This is a genomic window from Kosakonia sp. S42 (genome assembly GCF_016624785.1).
Taxonomy (GTDB): domain Bacteria; phylum Pseudomonadota; class Gammaproteobacteria; order Enterobacterales; family Enterobacteriaceae; genus Kosakonia; species Kosakonia cowanii.
This window is the reverse complement of sequence record NZ_JACVTW010000023.1, coordinates 18,356-36,154: the sequence shown is the minus strand read 5'-3', so window position 1 is coordinate 36,154 and position 17,799 is coordinate 18,356. Positions and strand designations below refer to the sequence as shown.

16 protein-coding genes are annotated in these 17,799 nt (G+C 56.0%); 7 read left to right on the top strand and 9 right to left on the bottom strand.

The annotated features are described in order from the left end of the window. Positions 1–4 precede the first annotated feature (4 nt). Together IAE50_RS19485 and IAE50_RS19480 are read right to left on the bottom strand one after the other, a co-directional pair. Positions 5–1,522, bottom strand: a complete 1,518-nt coding sequence (locus tag IAE50_RS19485; protein WP_139965879.1) for a carbohydrate porin — start codon at positions 1,520–1,522, stop codon at positions 5–7. 164 nt (positions 1,523–1,686) lie between these two features. Then, positions 1,687–2,613 carry an aminoimidazole riboside kinase gene (locus tag IAE50_RS19480; protein WP_200580996.1) on the bottom strand — a complete coding sequence of 309 codons (927 nt, stop codon included), beginning with the start codon at positions 2,611–2,613 and terminating at the stop codon, positions 1,687–1,689. Between the two features lie 287 nt (positions 2,614–2,900). Here IAE50_RS19480 and IAE50_RS19475 point away from each other — a divergent pair, with 287 nt between their 5' ends. From IAE50_RS19475 to IAE50_RS19450, 6 genes are all read left to right on the top strand, one after another. Then, a complete protein-coding gene (locus tag IAE50_RS19475; RefSeq protein WP_200580995.1) occupies positions 2,901–5,162 on the top strand; it encodes a type VI secretion system Vgr family protein in 2,262 nt (753 codons plus the stop codon). 15 nt (positions 5,163–5,177) lie between these two features. Then, positions 5,178–5,561: a DUF3592 domain-containing protein gene (locus IAE50_RS19470; protein ID WP_200580994.1), complete on the top strand. Its 384-nt coding sequence runs from the start codon at positions 5,178–5,180 to the stop codon at positions 5,559–5,561. Between the two features lie 113 nt (positions 5,562–5,674). After that, positions 5,675–6,049: a DUF3592 domain-containing protein gene (locus IAE50_RS19465; protein ID WP_234467236.1), complete on the top strand. Its 375-nt coding sequence runs from the start codon at positions 5,675–5,677 to the stop codon at positions 6,047–6,049. Between the two features lie 231 nt (positions 6,050–6,280). Next, a complete protein-coding gene (locus IAE50_RS19460; RefSeq protein ID WP_023480653.1) occupies positions 6,281–7,369 on the top strand; it encodes an ABC transporter substrate-binding protein in 1,089 nt (362 codons plus the stop codon). A gap of 75 nt (positions 7,370–7,444) precedes the next feature. Then, positions 7,445–9,214 carry an iron ABC transporter permease gene (locus tag IAE50_RS19455; protein WP_200580993.1) on the top strand — a complete coding sequence of 590 codons (1,770 nt, stop codon included), beginning with the start codon at positions 7,445–7,447 and terminating at the stop codon, positions 9,212–9,214. Further along, entirely contained in the window at positions 9,207–10,277 is a 1,071-nt protein-coding gene (locus IAE50_RS19450; protein ID WP_042712509.1) for an ABC transporter ATP-binding protein, read from the top strand. The genes IAE50_RS19455 and IAE50_RS19450 overlap by 8 nt, the downstream gene beginning before the upstream one ends. 3 nt (positions 10,278–10,280) lie before the next feature. Here IAE50_RS19450 and IAE50_RS19445 read toward each other — a convergent pair whose 3' ends face one another. The 4 genes from IAE50_RS19445 to IAE50_RS19430 are packed head-to-tail and all read right to left on the bottom strand — an operon-like array spanning position 10,281 to position 13,257. Beyond that, positions 10,281–10,913: an NrsF family protein gene (locus IAE50_RS19445; RefSeq protein ID WP_200580992.1), complete on the bottom strand. Its 633-nt coding sequence runs from the start codon at positions 10,911–10,913 to the stop codon at positions 10,281–10,283. Continuing rightward, positions 10,900–11,448 carry a sigma-70 family RNA polymerase sigma factor gene (locus IAE50_RS19440; RefSeq protein ID WP_200581011.1) on the bottom strand — a complete coding sequence of 183 codons (549 nt, stop codon included), beginning with the start codon at positions 11,446–11,448 and terminating at the stop codon, positions 10,900–10,902. The genes IAE50_RS19445 and IAE50_RS19440 overlap by 14 nt, the downstream gene beginning before the upstream one ends. Positions 11,449–11,456: 8 nt before the next feature. Further along, positions 11,457–12,677: a protein-disulfide reductase DsbD gene (locus IAE50_RS19435; protein ID WP_200580991.1), complete on the bottom strand. Its 1,221-nt coding sequence runs from the start codon at positions 12,675–12,677 to the stop codon at positions 11,457–11,459. A 28-nt stretch (positions 12,678–12,705) separates the two neighbouring features. After that, the gene (locus IAE50_RS19430; protein ID WP_200581010.1) at positions 12,706–13,257 is read right to left on the bottom strand and encodes a peroxiredoxin; all 552 of its coding nucleotides are present in this window, start codon (positions 13,255–13,257) and stop codon (positions 12,706–12,708) included. A gap of 216 nt (positions 13,258–13,473) precedes the next feature. Here IAE50_RS19430 and IAE50_RS19425 point away from each other — a divergent pair, with 216 nt between their 5' ends. Further along, the gene (locus IAE50_RS19425) at positions 13,474–15,132 is read left to right on the top strand and encodes an SgrR family transcriptional regulator (RefSeq protein ID WP_200580990.1); all 1,659 of its coding nucleotides are present in this window, start codon (positions 13,474–13,476) and stop codon (positions 15,130–15,132) included. 858 nt (positions 15,133–15,990) lie between these two features. Here the strand turns inward: IAE50_RS19425 and IAE50_RS19420 are convergent. The 3 genes from IAE50_RS19420 to flgA form a co-directional block, all read right to left on the bottom strand. Then, on the bottom strand, positions 15,991–16,434 hold the full coding sequence (locus IAE50_RS19420) for a flagella synthesis protein FlgN (protein ID WP_042712500.1): 444 nt from the start codon (positions 16,432–16,434) through the stop codon (positions 15,991–15,993). Positions 16,435–16,452: 18 nt separating this feature from the next. Beyond that, on the bottom strand, positions 16,453–16,749 hold the full coding sequence (flgM, locus tag IAE50_RS19415; protein ID WP_200580989.1) for a flagellar biosynthesis anti-sigma factor FlgM: 297 nt from the start codon (positions 16,747–16,749) through the stop codon (positions 16,453–16,455). 71 nt (positions 16,750–16,820) lie between these two features. Next, entirely contained in the window at positions 16,821–17,525 is a 705-nt protein-coding gene (flgA, locus tag IAE50_RS19410) for a flagellar basal body P-ring formation chaperone FlgA (RefSeq protein ID WP_200580988.1), read from the bottom strand. Positions 17,526–17,799 lie beyond the last annotated feature (274 nt).

The window sequence follows — 17,799 nt, the reverse complement described above, 5'->3', positions numbered from 1 at the left end:
GCTATCAGAACCAGGTTTCCATCTGTACGCCGAAGTTCCACTCGCCGCCAGCCTTGAAGCCAGCGCTGCCGAAGGCATCATCCCCGGCGTAGTTATCCAGCCGGTGATCCCAGTCCATCCAGGTGGCAAACAGGCGGATTTCCGGGCGTTTCAGGAACTCGCCGACATCGCCCGCTTTCAGCGTTGGCGCAACGGTCAGTTTGTAGAAGCTGCCGCTCACGTTATTGCGGCTGTTGTACCCTTCCGGGCGCAGATCCATGTACTGATACGTCCCTTCATACTGCATTTCAAAGTTTTCCGTCAGCCCCTGAATCAGGCGCACGTTGGCGGTCGCCCACTGGTAGCTGTCGCCTTTGACGTAACGATCTTTACTGCTCTGTGCCAGCACCGCCGGGGCAATGTGCCAGCCGCCGCCGAGCGGCGTAATGCCGTAGCTCGCCAGGCGCCAGGTGTCGGCCTGCGACAACAGCGCGCCGTCGGAGCCGATGGCCTTCACTTCCGCACCGAGGCCGTGACCGTAGAGCAGCGCGGTTTTTGCTGAACCTTCACGCAGGCCGTAGAAGCTGTCGTTGTGCAGGCCGAGCAGGGCGTGAACACCGTTATCCGCCGCGTCGCTCTTCACTTTATTGCCTTCCAGATCGAGGCGGTCGTCATTATCCTTCGCGCGCATGCCGCTGACCATCAGCTGTACCGGGCCGTAGTAGTTGTTCAGGGAGAGGATGTAGTTCTGCGCGGTGTTTTCGCTGTTTTCGATATCACCAAAGGTGCGGCCATAGAGGGAGAGGTTACTGCGCGCCTCGTCGCTCCACTTCATGTCGTATACCCCGGCGCCGGTCCCGGCGAGGAACACCACATCGGAGTCGATCCAGTGGATATCAAAATTATCGCGGTCGAAGCGTTTCCCCGCCCAGACAGTGGAGTCTTTAAATGCGCCGGTAAAGCTCGGCAGATGGCCGATCTCCGTAAAGGCCTGGCGCAGGTTGAGATCGCTGCTGGAGGCGGTCCAGTCGTTATAGGTGCGCTGGCCGTCGGCAAGCATCACTTTAAAGCGGGTGGTCGCGCCGTTGGCGAGGGTCTGTTTATGTTCGAGGTTCATCTCGACATAGGTATCCGGTTCGTTACCCAGACGACCTACATGACCGCCGGTCTCACCAGCTGGCGTCACGGTTGGGCCGCCCTGAGTTTTGCTCGCCGAATCGCTCATCAGCAGGCCGGAGCGGGCATAGCCGTGAAACTCAAAGCCGCCTTCATCGCTGGCTTTCTGCTCCAGTTTGGCGGTGCGCTGCTCAACTTGTGTGGTGGTGGTATCGGTTTTTTGCTGGGCGGCCGCCAGCTGCTGAGCCTGTTTTTCCGCGGCTTGTGCGCGGCTTTCGGCGGCATTTGCGCGCTGTTCAGCGGCCTGTAAACGCTGCTCCAGCGCGGCAAGACGGGCTTCAATGCTGCTCATGCTCGGGTCGGCGGCCTGTGCCGCTCCCGCGCTGAGAATAAGACCAAGGGTTATGGCGAGCGTGCTTTTTTTCATCATTTTGCATCCCTAAGGAAGAGCCATCATCACAGAGTTATTTTTGCTAAACCGGTTTAGGTGTCGAATCATAATCGCGCATAATTTCAGGACGCAATGAAATTAGCTAAACCGGTTTAGTGAATGTGAGACGGCTCGCAAAACGAGACGTAAGCCCGCAGGTATCAGGCGAGTTGCTCCTCAAGCTGGTGGCGCCAGGGTAGGGCGGTCATGGCGCCTTTAGCGGTGGTTGCCAGCGCGCCACAGATCTGCGCGCTCGCCAGCCGCGCGGCTAACTGCGGTTCGCTATCGGGCAGGCCGTGCTGCGCCAGCCCCCACAGCAGACCGGCGACAAAGGCGTCGCCCGCGCCGGTGGTATCCACGCTGATTACCGGCAGCGTCGGGTAGTGGTAGCACTTGCCGTTCAGGCAGGCTTTCACCCCGGCTTTGCCCTGAGTGACCAGCAGCAGGGTGATGCCATACCGCGCTGCCAGCTCAGGCAGGCTCACCTCCTCAGCAGGCGCGTCGGCGATAAACGCCAGCTCCTCTTCCGAGAGTTTCACCACATCTGCCATCACCAGCGCACGCTCAATGCAGTGGCGAAGCTGGGCGCTGTCGGCCCATAAATCGTGGCGAATATTGGGATCGAAGCTGACAAACCCCCCCGCGCCGCGCACCCGCTCCATGGCGCTGAAAGTGGTGGCGCGCGAAGGCTCAGCCGCCAGCGCAATCGAGCAGCAGTGCAGCCATTCGCCGCGGGCAAATGGCGGCAGATCCGTTTCTGCAAGGAACAGGTCGGCGCTCGGGCGTACCATAAAAGTAAATGAGCGCTCACCCTCTTCATCCAGCGCCACCACCACGGTTGAAGTACGGTGCTGCGCATCGGCACGCATAAACGCGGTGTCGACCTGCTCTTTCGCCAGCGTCTGGCGCATAAAGTGGCCGAAGGGATCGTCGCCGACGCGACCGATAAAACCGCTATTTCCCTCTAAGCGCGCAATGCCGACCGCGACATTGGCCGGCGCGCCGCCGGGGCACTGCATCAGGCAGGCATCGCCCTGCGGCAATAGATCCACCACGGCGTCACCCAGACACCAGACTCGAGCTGACATGATTTTCTCCCGATAATGAGTACCGCTAAACATTAACTAAACCGGTTTAGCTGTTCAACACTGTTGGTGGGTTTATTGTGTTTTAGGGAGCGAGATCTGTTTTCTTTTCGAGGCCCTTGTGAATTAACCCTCCGGTCTGAACCCATGCACCGTTGCATCCTTAATCTGAAATAACAACGCATGTAACAGTCTTTGGTTAGATTCAGCAGCATACTACCTGTGTTGGCTATGCTCGTGCGTATCGTGACCTAAGGCGATGGTTTATTGCTCTCTATGGGGATGATGGAATGAATAAGCGTATTTCCGTACAACTTCCTACAACAAATGAGTTGCTCTTTTGGCAGTTGACCGGGCGTGAAGCGATCTCTGAGCCTTTTGTTTTTAACCTGACTTTACTCAGCGAAGATCCCCGTCTCGATCGCAGTAAACTGCTTGGGCAATCCGTAACGGTAGCATTACCAACCCAGAATCTATCCATGCCCCGCTATCTCAACGGTAAGGTAACCCGGGCAGGCGTCCGGCCTGTAGAGCTATCCGGTACCCGTTACGCTGCCTACAACTTAATTGTTGAATCTGACCTTTGGCCAATGAAGCGCGACCGTAATATGCGGATTTTTCAGAGCCAGACGGTTCCTGAAATAGTCAAAACTCTGTTTAGCGAATATCAAATAAACGTGGATGACAGGTTGACCGCGAGTTACCGCGTTTGGGACTACTGCGTTCAATATCAGGAAAGCAGCCTGGATTTTGTTAGCCGTCTGTTGGAGCTTGAAGGTATTGCTTATCGTTTTCACCATGAACCAGGCCACCATCAATTGGTACTCTTCGATACCGGTTCCGCTTTTGATGCCTTCCCAGGTTATGAAACGATCCCCTACCATTCGACTGACTCTGGCGGTGTCACGGGCGAGGAAGGGATTAGCCAGTGGGCCATGGAAGATAGCGTTACACCGGGTAAATTTAGCCTTGAAGATTATGATTTTCGCCAGCCTAATGCCTGGCTGTTCCAGGCTCGGCAAAACCCCTCTTCTCCAAGGCCGGGCGATATCGATGTCTACGAGTGGCCGGGACGCTTTAACGACCATGTGCATGGGGAAAAATACGCGCGCATCCGTCAGGAGAGATGGCAGGTTGACCATCAACATATTGCGGGCCTGGCGACTGCCACCGGTATTGCTCCCGGTTATGTATTTCAGTTAAGTAGCGCGCCTTTCGTCGGAGATAACGGCGAATATCTGATCACTGCCGCTGAATATGATTTTCGCGAAAATCCCTACGCTTCAAACGATACGGGTGAAACAATGCACCGCATTGAATTCTCCGTTATTCCCTCTTCTACACCCTATCGACCTGAAGTCAAAACGCCCTGGCCACGCACTTATGGCCCGCAGACGGCGAAAGTGGTGGGGCCAGCAGGTGAAAGTATCTGGACCGATCGCTATGGTCGCGTAAAGGTTAAATTTCATTGGGATCGCCTGGCGAAGGGCGATGACTCAAGCTCCTGTTGGGTGCGCGTATCCAGCGCCTGGGCGGGTCAGGGCTTTGGTGGTGTCCAGGTTCCGCGTATTGGCGATGAGGTCGTTGTTGATTTTATTAATGGCGATCCCGACCGTCCTCTGATCACAGGGCGTGTCTACAACGAATCAAGCATGCCGCCATGGGAACTTCCTGCGGCAGCAACCGTTATGGGCTTTATGACAAGAAGCAAGGATGGCAGCAAAGACAACGCCAGTTACCTCTTTTTCGAAGATAAACCCGGCAGCGAAGCCGTGCAGCTACATTCTGAAAAAGATATGTCTGTCTCTGTCGAAAACGATCAAACGGTGGATATTGACGGGCATCGCACGACCACAATTAAAAAGACGCAGACTGATAATGTCACGCAGGATGCGACTTTTAACTATCTCGCAAAGCGCACCACCACGGTCACAAAAGCGGAAACCAAAACCTTTAACGATAGCGAGACTACAACTATCCAGAATGGGCGAACGCTAAAAATTACCAGCGGCGGCGATAATGTGACTATTCAGGGTGACCGCACTACTGATGTAACTGGTAATGAAACGCATCATGTAACGGGCACCTTGACGCAAAATTTTGACAAATCTCTTACCACTACGATTAAATCGGGGAAAACTGAAACAATTGATGGTGGCGTGACCATCACTGTCAATAGCGGTGACTGGTATCAGGATGTCAAAAACGGAACGATCACCATTACTAGCCCGAAAACAATTACTCTTCATAGTGATGTTGCTATAGATCTTGATGCGCCTAAATCGTCTTACACGGTAGGGTGGCATAAGGAGGTCGTGGCAGGAAATAGCGCAAGTGCTACAGGTTTTTCTGAAAGCGTTACTGGAGTGGCACTCGATTACAAAGGAGTTACGATTGCTGCAGCAAATACATCGATATCACGTCATGTGATTTCCATAAGCTCGAAAGCTTTTGAAAAGAAAAATAACCCGCTCAAATTTGAGCAAATTGGGGTACTGCTGGAGTCTGGTGCACTGCGCTGGAGTTCAAAAGCTTTGACGTTAATTGTTTAGATGATGGGGGGTAAAATGGAATTCCGATGGATGTATTTGTTTTATATCTTTATAGCTTTTGTTGCCATTAGATTGCTAATGATGGCTGGTTCTATGGTCATTCCTGGTATTCGACAGGGGATGATGGAATCTGAGGTGAAAAGAATTGGCGTAGGCATTAATGCTCAGATCAAGACACGTGAAAGGACCAACATGTTTGATGCTGGTCTTCCTGTGTATAAACTGACTTTCATATTCAAAACGAAAGAGGGAGTTGAATTGGAGTCAAGTTTAGACAAACCCTTAGCGGCAGAAGAAGTTATGCGCTACTCCCCCGGCGAAATCATCACTATCAAATATGATCCTAACGACCCTAAACGAATAGCTTTGTATGATAAGCCTTTAATATTAGGTGATTAATCTATCCCCTAAAGCGTTTGCAGGGCGGACATAAAAGGTCGCATTTCTCTGACGGCTCTTCCTCAGGTATTTTTCCTGGCTTTAATTAACCTCTTTCATTTCATAGAGGATTCATGACACTAAAACCCCTTTACGAGATGCTGAGCAGCATAGCTGTGATAGTGGTGCTGTGGCTGATATACAAAGTGTGCGTCTGGGTTCGAAAGCTTTTTATTGAGGCCCATGTAAGTAAACACGGTATTGCTGCCAACGCCGATATCGTTGCGTTTAATCGCACTAACAGGATGGATCGCGCCTCGGTATGGTGCGAAATAGCGGTCCGGTTTACCACGCGCGAAGGGGGTGTTGTACAAGCCACTATCACTGTGCCGCTGGCATTTAGGGATGCGACGCGGCTGGCCGCCGGGACTGGCACGACGATAAAGTATGACCCGCACAAACCCGAACATATTGTGCTGTACGATCGCCCCCTTATCCTCGGCGATTAATTTGTTAAAAAGCGTAAACAACTCTTACCTCTTTTCCCCGCCATTTTTCATCCTGAGCAAAACGCCGTTCTGAATAAAATGCCGCTAACTCTCGGTAAAATAACGGCGTAATTGGCTTAAATCCCTTCAATGTCACAAAACCCGCAAAAAAGACCCTGCCGCGTTGCATCGGGTGGCTAAGGCGCTATATGTTAAATTTGTGTTTACAAAATGATAAATAGGGGTTTGTTCATGGAGATGAAAAAAAGCGTACTGGCGGGCGTAGTAGCGGCGCTCTTTTCCTCTGCCGCTCTCGCAGCTGTCCCTGCGGGCTACCCGGCGGATTATCAGAAAATCGTCGATGCCGGCACCAAAGAGGGCAAAGTGGTGGTCTACTCAACGACCGACACCAAAGCCGCTGGCCCGCTGATCAAAGGGTTTGAAGCGCAATATCCCGGTATCAAAGTTGAATATAACGATATGAACAGCACCGAGCTGTATAACCGTTATCTTAGCGAGCAGGCCTCCGGCGGCGGCAGCGGCGACGTGGTCTGGAGTTCGTCGATGGACACCGCGCTGAAGCTGGCAACCGAATATGCCGATGAGTACGCCTCCCCCGAACAGAGCAAACTGCCGAAATGGGCGGTCTGGAAAAACAAAGCCTACGGTACCACCTACGAGCCAGTGGTCTTTATCTATAACAAACGCCTGATCCCGCAGGGCGATGTCCCGGATTCCCACACCGCGCTGGCGAAGCTGATTGCCAGCCAGACCGATAAGTTCAAGAGCAAAGTGACCACCTACGATATCGAAAAATCGGGGCTCGGCTTTATGCTCGCCGTTGAAGATAGCAAGCACGACAAAGAGTATTTCACCCATCTTGCGGATATCGCCAAAGGCGGCCTGACGGTGCAATCCTCCACCGGCACCATGATGGAGCGCGTCTCCTCCGGTGAAAACCTGGTCGGCTACAACATCCTCGGATCCTATGCCGAAGCGCGTGCGAAAGCGGATAAATCCTTAGGCGTCTCCTACCCGAAAGATTACGTGCTGGTGCTGTCGCGCGTCTCCTTTATCAGTGCCGAAGCGGAGCACAGCAACGCGGCGAAGTTGTGGTTTGACTATGTGCTGTCGGAAAAAGGGCAGAGCATTCTCGCAAGCCAGGCGGATATCCCCTCCCTGCGTAACGATATTGAAGGCAGCAATGATATCGACGGCATGACCAAACTACTCGGCGATGCGCTGAAACCGATCCCGGTTGATGAGTCGCTGCTTGAGTATCTGGAGCCGAAAAAGCGTCTCGAATTTATTAAACAGTGGCGCACCGCCGCCGGGAAATAGAGGCGTTGCCGGTTGTGTGCGGCGCTGTCCGCGCACAACCCTTTCACTCTCATCTTCTGACCACAGGGATTTTCTATGAATATCGTGCGCAGAAAATGGCAAGGGTTACCGCGCGGCGTAACGGTCCTGATTACCGCCCTGGTGATCTACGTTCCGTTATTATTTATCGTCGTACAGAGTTTTCTTTCAGCGCCTTTCTTTTCCCGCAGTAAGGAGCTGAGCCTCGAATCCTTCGCCTTTATCTTCACCGACCCCGATTTTTACCTCGCCTTAAAGTCCGGCTTTATTCTCGCCTTTGGGCTGGTGTTTATTGCCATTCCGCTCGGCGGCATTCTCGCCTTCTTGATGGTGCGTACCGATCTGCCGGGGCGGCGCTTCATTGAGCCGCTGATCCTGGTGCCCATTTTCGTCTCGCCGATGGTGCTTGGCTTTGGCTATGTCGTCTCTGCCGGGCCGGTGGGCTTCTTGTCGCAGTGGGCGCAACAGCTGCTGGGGTTTGTGCCGTGGAACATCTACTCGATGTTCAGCATTGTGGTGATCGCCGGGCTGACGCACGTTCCGCACGCCTATCTCTATATCTCGTCGGCGCTGCGCAGCGTTGGCTCAGATGTCGAGGAGGCCGCGCGCACGGTGGGGGCCTCGCCTTTACAGGTGATGACCTCCGTTAGCCTGCCGATGGTGCGCCCCTCAATCCTTTACGCCTGCGTACTGCTCTTTTTCCTCGGGCTGGAGGTGTTCGGCCTGATGCTGGTGCTCGGCGATCCCGAAGGCAACATGGTGCTGGCGACCTATCTCTATAAGTTGACCAACAAGCTCGGCACGCCCTCTTATCACCTGATGGCCGCCGTGGCGGTGGTGCTGATCTGCATCACCATTCCGCTGGTGATGCTGCAACGCCGCTTAATGCGTACCGCGAACCGCTTTGTCACCATGAAAGGCAAAGCGTCGCAGGCGCGCGCGCTGCCGCTGGGCAAATGGCGCTGGGTGGCATGTGCAGTGGTAGTGGCGTGGCTGACGGTCACTATCGGCGTGCCGCTGCTGGGCGTGGTGCTGCGCGCCTTTATCTCCCACTGGGGGGTTGGCGTGCCGCTGTGGGATAACGTCTCGCTGGAGACCTTCCGCAATATCTGGCAGCAGCCGAACTTGCTGCGGGCAATCGTCAACTCGATGGCGATTGGCGTCTTCGGCGGCGCGCTGGCGGTGATCTGCTATCTGTTTGTCGGCATCGCGATGCACCGCAAGCAGGATAACGTTACCCGCTTCCTCGACTACAGCGTGCTGGTGCCGCGCGCGGTGCCGGGTCTGCTCGCCGGTCTCGCCTTTTTGTGGGTCTTCCTCTTCTTACCGATGTGGCTCGATCAATCCCTGAAAAACGGCTGGCTGTCGGGCTTACCGGTCTCCGAGTGGCTGCGTGACAACCTGATTGTCTGGCTGCGCTCGCTGCGCAACACCATCTTCAGCGTCTGGCTGGCCTACACCGTGGTGTGGATGGCTTATGGCCTGCGCCTTATCTCCTCGACGTTGCTGCAAGTCGGCCCGGAGCTGGAAGAGGCGGCGCGCAGCACTGGCGCAACACCGGGTCAGGTGACCCGCCATGTGACGGTGCCGCTGTCGCGCTATGGCCTGATCGGCTCCTGGCTGCTGATGTTTTTGATCTTTGAGCGCGAATACTCCACCGGGGTGTATCTGCTCTCGCCCGGCACGGAAACCATCGGCTCGATGCTGGTGTCGCTGTGGGCGGCGGGCGCTATCGATATTGTCGCGGCCCTCTCGTTTATCAATATTTTGCTGGTGGTCATCGGTCTTGGTGTGGCCCTGCGTTTTGGAGTGAAATTACATGATTGAGCTAACGGTAGAGAACTTACACCTGACCTACGGCGACAACCCGGTGTTAAAGGGCGTGTCGATGGATCTCAAACGTGGCGAAGTGGTCTCCCTGCTTGGCCCCTCCGGCAGCGGGAAAACCACACTTTTGCGCGCCGTTGCCGGGCTGGAGAAGCCCACCCAGGGGCGCATCACCATTGGCAAAAATGTGGTTTACGATGGCACACCGCGCAGCGAAGTGCCGGCGGAGGAGCGTAACCTCGGGCTGGTGTTCCAGTCCTACGCCCTGTGGCCGCACAAAACCGTGTTTGAGAATGTCGCTTACCCGCTGAAGCTGCGCAAAATCGCCGCTCACGAGATTAGCCAGCGGGTGCAGAGTGTGCTCGATCAGCTTGGCCTCGGCGCGCTCGGCCAGCGCCACCCTCACCAGCTGTCGGGCGGCCAGCAGCAGCGCGTCGCCATTGGCCGCGCGCTGGTCTATAACCCGCCGGTGATCCTGCTCGATGAACCGCTCTCTAACCTCGATGCCAAGCTGCGCGAAGAGGCGCGTGTCTTCCTGCGCGAGTTGATCGTCAAGCTCGGGCTGTCGGCGCTGATGGTGACTCACGATCAGAATGAGGCGATGGCGATTTCCGACCGCATTTTGCTGCTCAACAATGGGGTGATCGAGCAGCAGGGTACGCCGCAGGAGATGTACAGCAAGCCTTCAACACTGTTCACCGCCGAGTTTATGGGCAGCAACAACCGCCTGCATGGCAAGGTGACGGAAGTCTCCAACGGCCGGGCGCGTATCGAAGGGGCGCAGTGGGCGCTGTGGGGTGTTGCCGGGCCGGGCGTTAGCGTAGGGCAGGAGGCGACGGCGGTGATCCGCGTGGAGAGCCTGCGGCTAACCGAGACGCCGCAGGATAACTCGCTGGATCTGCCGATGCTCACCAGCATGTACCTTGGCGACCGCTGGGAGTATCTCTTCCGCACGCCGGTTGATGACTACGTGGTGCGCGTCTACGGCACCCAGTCGCGCACGGCGCAGAACTACCGCGTGGTGCTGCCTGCCGATCAGTTGTGGATCTTCCCGAAAAAGTGACCGCTACGGCAGGGAAACCCAGCGGTAACCGAGCACCACGGTGAGCAGCACAATGGTGCTCACCGCGGCGATATGCATCAGCAGATCCGCCGCGCTGATGTGCGTCGGATGGCAGAGCGAGAGCAGGGTCAGCGCCATACAGGCGACCCCTGCACCCGCCGCGCCAAGGCTGCGGGCGGGAAAGAGCGTGCGGGTGCGGCGCAGGTAGCCGACCACGATTGCCGCCATCGGCACGCTCACCGCCAGCATAAAGAGATAACAATTTGGCCCCTCAACCATGCCGCTCGCCGGAACGCGATGCAGATGGAGATTCAAAAAGGTTGTTGCCAGCCAGAGGCTGACCAGCGCCGCAAACCAGCCCCAGCCGAGCGGACGCTGCCCGGCAATACTGAGCAGAAAGGCGTTGCGGATCGCCAGCGTGCCGGTGGCAAAGGTGAGCAGCAGTTGCAGCATCGCCCACGCAGCGCCTGCGTGCGACCAGTCGGTCTGTGTTCTGTTTAACAGCAGGCTGACTATCACCCCGCATGGCAATGCCACGGCAAGCCAGCTTGCCACCCGCCAGCCGCTGCGCCAGGGCCGTTTTACCGGCTCTGCCGAACGACCAAGTTTCTCAATTAACCACTCATGATCGGCCATGAAGGGCTCCTAACCGACGAAGATTATTCAGGGCGCGATGCAGTAGCGATTTGACGGCGGAGACCGTCAGGTTGTGCCGCGTCGCGGTTTCAGCAAGGCTCATTTCGCGCAGGTGAAAATGCTCAATCACCTGGCGCTGGCGTGCGGGTAACTGGGCGAGCAGCGCCGCCAGCTCCTCTTCATGCAGAGTTGGGTGAGCGTCTGCGACCGGCTCAGGCAGCAGCTCATCCGCCACCTCCCGCTGTTGATGGCGGCCGCGTTTTCGCAGCGCATCCACCGTGCGGGCATGGGCAATTGCCATCAGCCACGGTAAAAAGGGCGCAGCGGGATCGTAGGTGTGGCGAACCCGGTGCAGGGTCAGCAGCACATCCTGAATCACATCTTCGACCAGCTCGTCTGCTACCTGCTTACGCGCAAGCGTGCGGATAACCGGCACCAGCGCTTTAAGCAGCCGGGTATAGGCCTGGCTGTCGCCAGCCTGCGCCCTGGCCATCAGATGCGGCCACTCTTCCCGCGCTGCCTCCGCTTTTTCCATCATCCGCCTTAGGTTTTTTTGCCGCTCGCTGCGTTCAGGGCATTGACCACAATTGTGGGTGTTAGCACCTGCGGCAGGATGGTCGGCGCGCCGCCATCCGCCGGGTAGACGACATAGAGCGGCAGGCTGCCCTGGCCTAGTTCGTTGAGCGCGTCATCAATATCGGCATTAAATTTCGTCGAGTCCGCCACCATGTAGAGGGTGCCGCTCTTCGCCAGCGCCGTTTTGACCGCCTCGGTTGAGAGCGAGGTCTTCTCATTCACCTGGCAGGTGATGCACCAGGAGGCGGTGAAGTTGACGAAAATCGCTTTCCCGTGGCCGCGATTCTCCGCCACTTTTTGCGGCGACCAGCTGGTCTCCGCTACTTGCGACGAGGCCAGTGCCGCGCCGCTGTTCACCACCGACGGCAGCGGGGTAAGGGCGGCGATAATCAGCAGTGCGGTGGCGGCGAACAACCCTTTATGGCCGCGCCCGGCGAAGCGGCGCTGCTGCGCCATGCCATAGAGCCAGGCGGCGAAGCTCACCACCACCGAGGCGGCAATGATCGCCGCCAGCGCCGTGGTGCCCGCCTGTTGGGCCAGCACCCACACCAGCCAGCCGAAGGCACCAAACATCGGAAAGGCCAGCCCGTGTTTCAGGGTGTTCATCCACGCGCCGGGTCGCGGCAGCCATTTGCCGAGAGCGGGGAAGAGCGAAATCAGGCTAAACGGTGCGGCAAAACCGAGCGCGAGGGCGAAGAAGATCGCCAGCGCGACGGTGGGCGGTTGCACCAGCGCATAGCCAATGGCCCCCGCCATAAACGGTGCGGCGCAGGGGGTAGCAACAATAATAGAGAGCGCGCCGGTCAGCGCCGCGCGGATAAACGCCCCGCGTTCGACGTGGATCTCTCCGGCCCGCTGCACGGAGAGGCCCACTTCAAACACGCCGAGCAGGTTGAGCGCCGCCGCCAGCACAATCAGCGCCAGCGCAGCGATAACCAGCGGTGATTGCAGCTGAAAGCCCCAGCCAACGGCGCTGCCGCCAGCGCGTAGCGCAAGCAGGATCCCGGCGAGGATCAGCATGGTCGCCACCGTACCGAGCAAAAAACCCAGCCCTTCGCGGCGCGTCTGCGCTGGATCCCCGGTATGGCGCAGGAGGCCCAGCGCTTTCAGCGAGATAATCGGAAACACGCAGGGCATAAAGTTGAGAATAATGCCGCCTGCGAAGGCGGCGAGCATGGCGGTTAACATAGTGATTCTCTGCCGGAAAAAGGGTTAGTTACGAATGGGATTTCGCATACTGTTTCACCGCGTCCATCGTTTTCTGGATATGCGTTTCCGGGTTTCTGTCAGTGTAGCTCAGCAGGATCTTGCCGTCCGGCGCGATAACGTAAGAGGTACGATCGGAGAGGGTTTTGCCCTTCATCTGCATCAGCGTGTCGTACTGCGCCGCCACTTTTGCGCCCGGATCGGCGGCAACGGTAAATTTATCGCGGCACTCCTCTTTGGAGAAAGCATCCACCTGATCGGTATTACCGGCGGTAACACCAATCACCGTCGCGCCAAGCTTTTTAAAATCATCCGTCGCTTCGGCAAAGGCGTGGGCTTCAATGGTGCACCCTTTACTGAATGCCGCCGGGAAGAAGTAGAGCACCACCGGCCCTTTTTGCAGCGCTTGCTTAAGGGAGAAGGTGAGCGGTTTTCCCGCCAGCGCGCCCTGTAACTGGAAGTCGGGTGCCTGCGAACCGGTGGGCAGCGCCGCCTGTGCGCTGGCAACATTCAGCAGGGCTGCGGCAGAGAGGCTCAAAAAGAGTTTTTTCATCGGGGTCATCATGCGCTCCAGGTCAACATTAAGTGTGCGTTCATCTACAGTTCGCTGGCGCAGAGGAAAAGGTTTCGCGGACAGCGAAAAAAAAGTGAAAAATCTCATATGACCGCGCGGCGGGCGGGCAGAATCATAAGATTTATCTAATATGCTATATTCACTACTGCACTCTCCATCGTATCGAATCCCCTTGCGTCATCTGTTTATCATGGTGAATAACCAATGGTTTATTACTCCGCTATTGAGAAGGGTAGCCTGCTGCGCCGTTATAACCGGCTGCTGGCGAAATACAGTACGCACCGACATGAGTTATCCCTGGCGCAAATCGCCGACACCTTAGCCTGCACGGCGCGCTATGCACGCTCCCTGCTGCAAGAGATGCAGGAGGAGGGGTGGCTTATCTGGCGCTCCAGACCGGGGCGGGGCGCACTCGGCGTGTTGCAGTGCCAGATGAGCGTGGCAGCGCTGGAGAATATGCTTGGCAGCAATACCCCTGCGGCAGAGGCGAAAAGCATGCCGGAAAACCACGGAACCTGTTACTCCCGCGACGGCTTTCACTATCACATCTCCTTCTATCGCCCGCTACAGGCGCCCGTGCCCTCTATTCATACCGATCGCGCCGGGCGGCATATTCTACAAATGGTGCATGCCGGGCTGACGCGCCATCTGCCGGAGCAGGCCGAGCCGGTTCCCTGTCTCGCCCACACCATTCGGGTCAGTGACGATGGGCTGAGCTGGCACTTTATGCTGCGTCGCGGGCTGGTGTGGCACAACGGCGAGGCGTTAGATCCTGCGCAGTTGCAGACCACCCTTCAGCGTTACGCGGGCGGGCCTGGCTTACCCCACGTGACGGATGTGATTGTGCAGGATTATGTGTTGATCATGCACCTCAGCCAACCGGACGCGATGCTGCTCTATCGGCTGGCAAGCCCGGTCTATGCCTTGGCACACCCGGAAAACGGCGTGGTCGGCCTCGGGCCTTTTCAGCTTGGCAGCCATTCCGATGCGCAGATGACCCTCACCCGCGCGCCCGGCTGGCATGGTGAAATGCCGCAGGCGAGCGAGATTGTCTACAACACGCCGCTGGCCGCCATCCCCTCGCCAGCGCTGGTACGCCTCGATACCCCTCGCTCACACTTATCTCCCGAGCCGATGATCGTCCGTGAAAGCAGCGATGCGTTTTACTATGTCACCTTTAATCAACGGCGCGGCCGCCTGAGCCTCGCCCAGCAGGCGGTGATCCGCCAGATTGCGCAGTCCCTCGCCCGCGCGATGATGGAGCGGGAAGAGACGCTGGCACCGCTGCCGGAGTGGTTACTGCCGCCAACAGAGCCCGTGGCCCAGGCGCTGCTGCCCGCCACGCTCAATATCACCTACTTTCGATCTACCGAGATGAAAAAGTTGGTGGACGAGCTGATCAAAAGCCTGCGCTACCGCGGCTGTACGGTTAACACCAACCCGATCAGCGTTTCGCACTGGTTACTGCCCAACCAGCGCTGGGAAGAGGAGGATCTCTGTCTCGGCTTTCTGCGCTTTGACCAGCATGAAACCTTCAGCCTGGAGGAGCGCTATCGCCATAGCGAGATGTGGACCTGGTTCTGGGGGCATGCCCAGTGGCTGCGCGGCGTGCAGCTGCTCGATCGCATCAATGCCGGGCCGGCGGAGCGTCACGGCGCGCGCATCCGGCGGCTGATGCGCTTTCTTAAAACCCACTACTTTGTGGTGCCGCTATTTGCCCAGCGTTATCGCCTGACCACACCCGTGTGCATCAAAAATATTGCGTGTTATGCGCAGGTCTGGCCCGACTACAGCCGTATCTGGACCGACGAACGGGAAGAGGAGGGGGGAACAACGCTTAATAAAGAGGTCGAGGGTGAGTAAATTCGCAGCATATCCATTAACGGATAATGCACAGCGGAAATAAGCCGGGCGGTAAAACGAAACGGTAATTTAGCGAAGCGCCAGGCTTACGTCTATTTATGCTGATAGCGGTCCGGCAGCGTTTTTTAAGCCGGGCCCATGCCGGGTTAACGCTATTGTTAATAACCTTTTTCTCTGTCTTTAAATTTAATCACATGAAAAATAAGCAAAAAAAAGCCACCCGAAGGTGGCTATCGAAAAGAGTGGTTATACATCACATATGACAGCTCACTACTGGTAATAAAAGTCAGTAATAGAGTTTGGTCACCGACCTTCCCGGCATAAGGCAACTGGAAAAATGGGCCTTTTCGAGAGGGAATTTTCACAGAGCCATCATTTCGTATTACCGGTAAAACGTCATGATGCAGTGCGTGGATGTATTTTCACGATTTCACGCCAGGGCGTAAACAGGCTTTTTTTGTTTTGTTTCGTCAAATTTATAGAAGGAGTTTTTCGACCCTTTTCAATGGAGAAAGTGTGGCAATTAATCTACTGCAACCGCGTAGCCGTACAGTTTTTTTAACCGGAAAAAAGGGATCAAAATCAGCGCTTTTGTTTTTTCCTGCGCAGAGGGGCATTGCAGGGGAAGATTTTTAAGAAACATTTAGAAACATCTGCCTTGGTAAATCAGCGCGAAGCGTTGAATGGCGCGGGGTGACGTAAAAAAGGGGTTGCAATTTTTCGCAGCAGAGAATGAGTAAAAAGCGTGCAGTTGAAAATGCTGGCTTGAGAGCACCGGAAATGAAACCGCGTGGTGTTTATTCCCGGTGCAGGTAGCGAGGCAAGCGTCTGAAAGCCGTTGTGAGGGTGATATGCGCGCTATACCGAGATGCGATAGACATTGCCGGAACCATCATTGCTGTGATTGCCGCTCTGCCCATAGAGTTGCGTCGTTGAGGTCGCCCGGCTGACGATCTGCTTAACATCGTTAACCTTCTTCATATGCATCTCCAGCAGCTGATAATTCTTCTGGTTCAGCTCGCTCGATTTTTTCACCACTACAGTAATGCCCCTCCACAGCGCCGCCAGCTGCGGTTTATGGCTATACGGTGACGCGACACTCTGCTGGTTCTCCTCCTGCTTGCGCTGTTCATCATAAAAGTTGATGGCGGCAAGCAGGCGGCTTTTATTGTCAGAGATAATTTGCAGCGAAATCGGGTTGATCTGCGCCCGGCTTAGCTGCCCATTCTCTTCCACCAGCGTGCTCTCCAGCTCCTCCAGCAGGCCGGTGAGTTTTTTCAATATTACGGATAAATTTTCCATCTCTACTATTCGTCAGGTTTATGAGAACTGAAAGATGTCGCGGACCAGTGCGCTGGCAATCTTGTCGCTGTCCAGCGTTAACTCGCCCGCTTCCATCTTCGCCTTAACTTCAGCAACACGTGCGGTATCGATATCACGGCTACTGTCAGCTTTAACGTGCTGCATCAATTGGCTCAGCTTGACCTGCGTACCGTTTGCCCGATCGTCAGATGCCGCCGCTCTGCCCATATCGTCATACTTTGCGCGCGGCTCGCCCTGCTGTTGTGCGGTGGTCGCCTGGATTGCGCGTGCTTGACTGGTGCGTTCAATGTTCATAAGTGTCCTGGTGATATCTTTTATGTGTGGCCTGTAATAAAGATATCGGCCCAGGCAAAATAAAACTGAAATCAGTTATCGATGTTGATGCTTACTGTCCCTTCTGAAACCACGGTTGCCGCCACGATGCGGCCACTGCGCGTCTGTAGCCGTACCCGTTCATTTCGCGCCGCATTGTTCAACGCCTTGCCTTTGGCGTGAATCAAAAAACCATCACCGGGAGCGACAACCTCCACCTCCTGATTGGCCACCACCAGCCAGCGCTGACGCAGCTGATTTTCCGTCAGTGGCTGACCGGGATGCAGGGTGCGTGTCGGCGTGCGGCCCACGATCTTACTGGCATCTAACAGCAGCCCGGCGGGCAGCTTATCCAGCTCGCCGCTAAGGGGTTGAATATCACGCGGGCCAATGGTTTGCCCCGGTTTAAGCAGACGGGCGGCGATCCAGTAGCGCCCGCTGGCGCTCACATTCACCTGAATAAAGTGCTGTTTCCTGCCGCATTTAGCGATCACGCTACGGTTACCGGTCAAACGCACCGGATGGCCGGAAAGACGCAAATCAGGCTTTTCACACAGGGCGGCAAGTTTTGTGGCCGGGGTAAGAATGCGAATGCGCAGCTGCGGCGCGTTTTCCTCTGCTCCTTGATGATTGGCTGCCAGCAGTTTGGCAATGCGCGACGCAAGCTCGCCGTCGGGTGCACTTGCTGCCCGGACGGGAAGCGTGACGGCGCAGCAGAGCAGCAGCAGGCAAAGCGGCCTTAATAGCGTGTGCAGCATGTAGAACAACCTTATATATAAATAGAGGAAGGCGGATATTACGATTACTTTAATTGTAATCCAGGTCGGTAATTTGTTTATCGCGTAAATGCGCGCAGTTCTGTTTGTATATTGCCGATTTGCTGTTTCAGAGTGTGTATAAAAACACTATTTAGAAATCGATGCGCGTAATGAAGTATTTAAATGCGCTTATTTCTGTCAGATGTTTAAGGTATAGATTTATTAGGTTGTCTCTTAGACTATGCTCCGTAATCAATTAGCGAAGCAGGCGAGT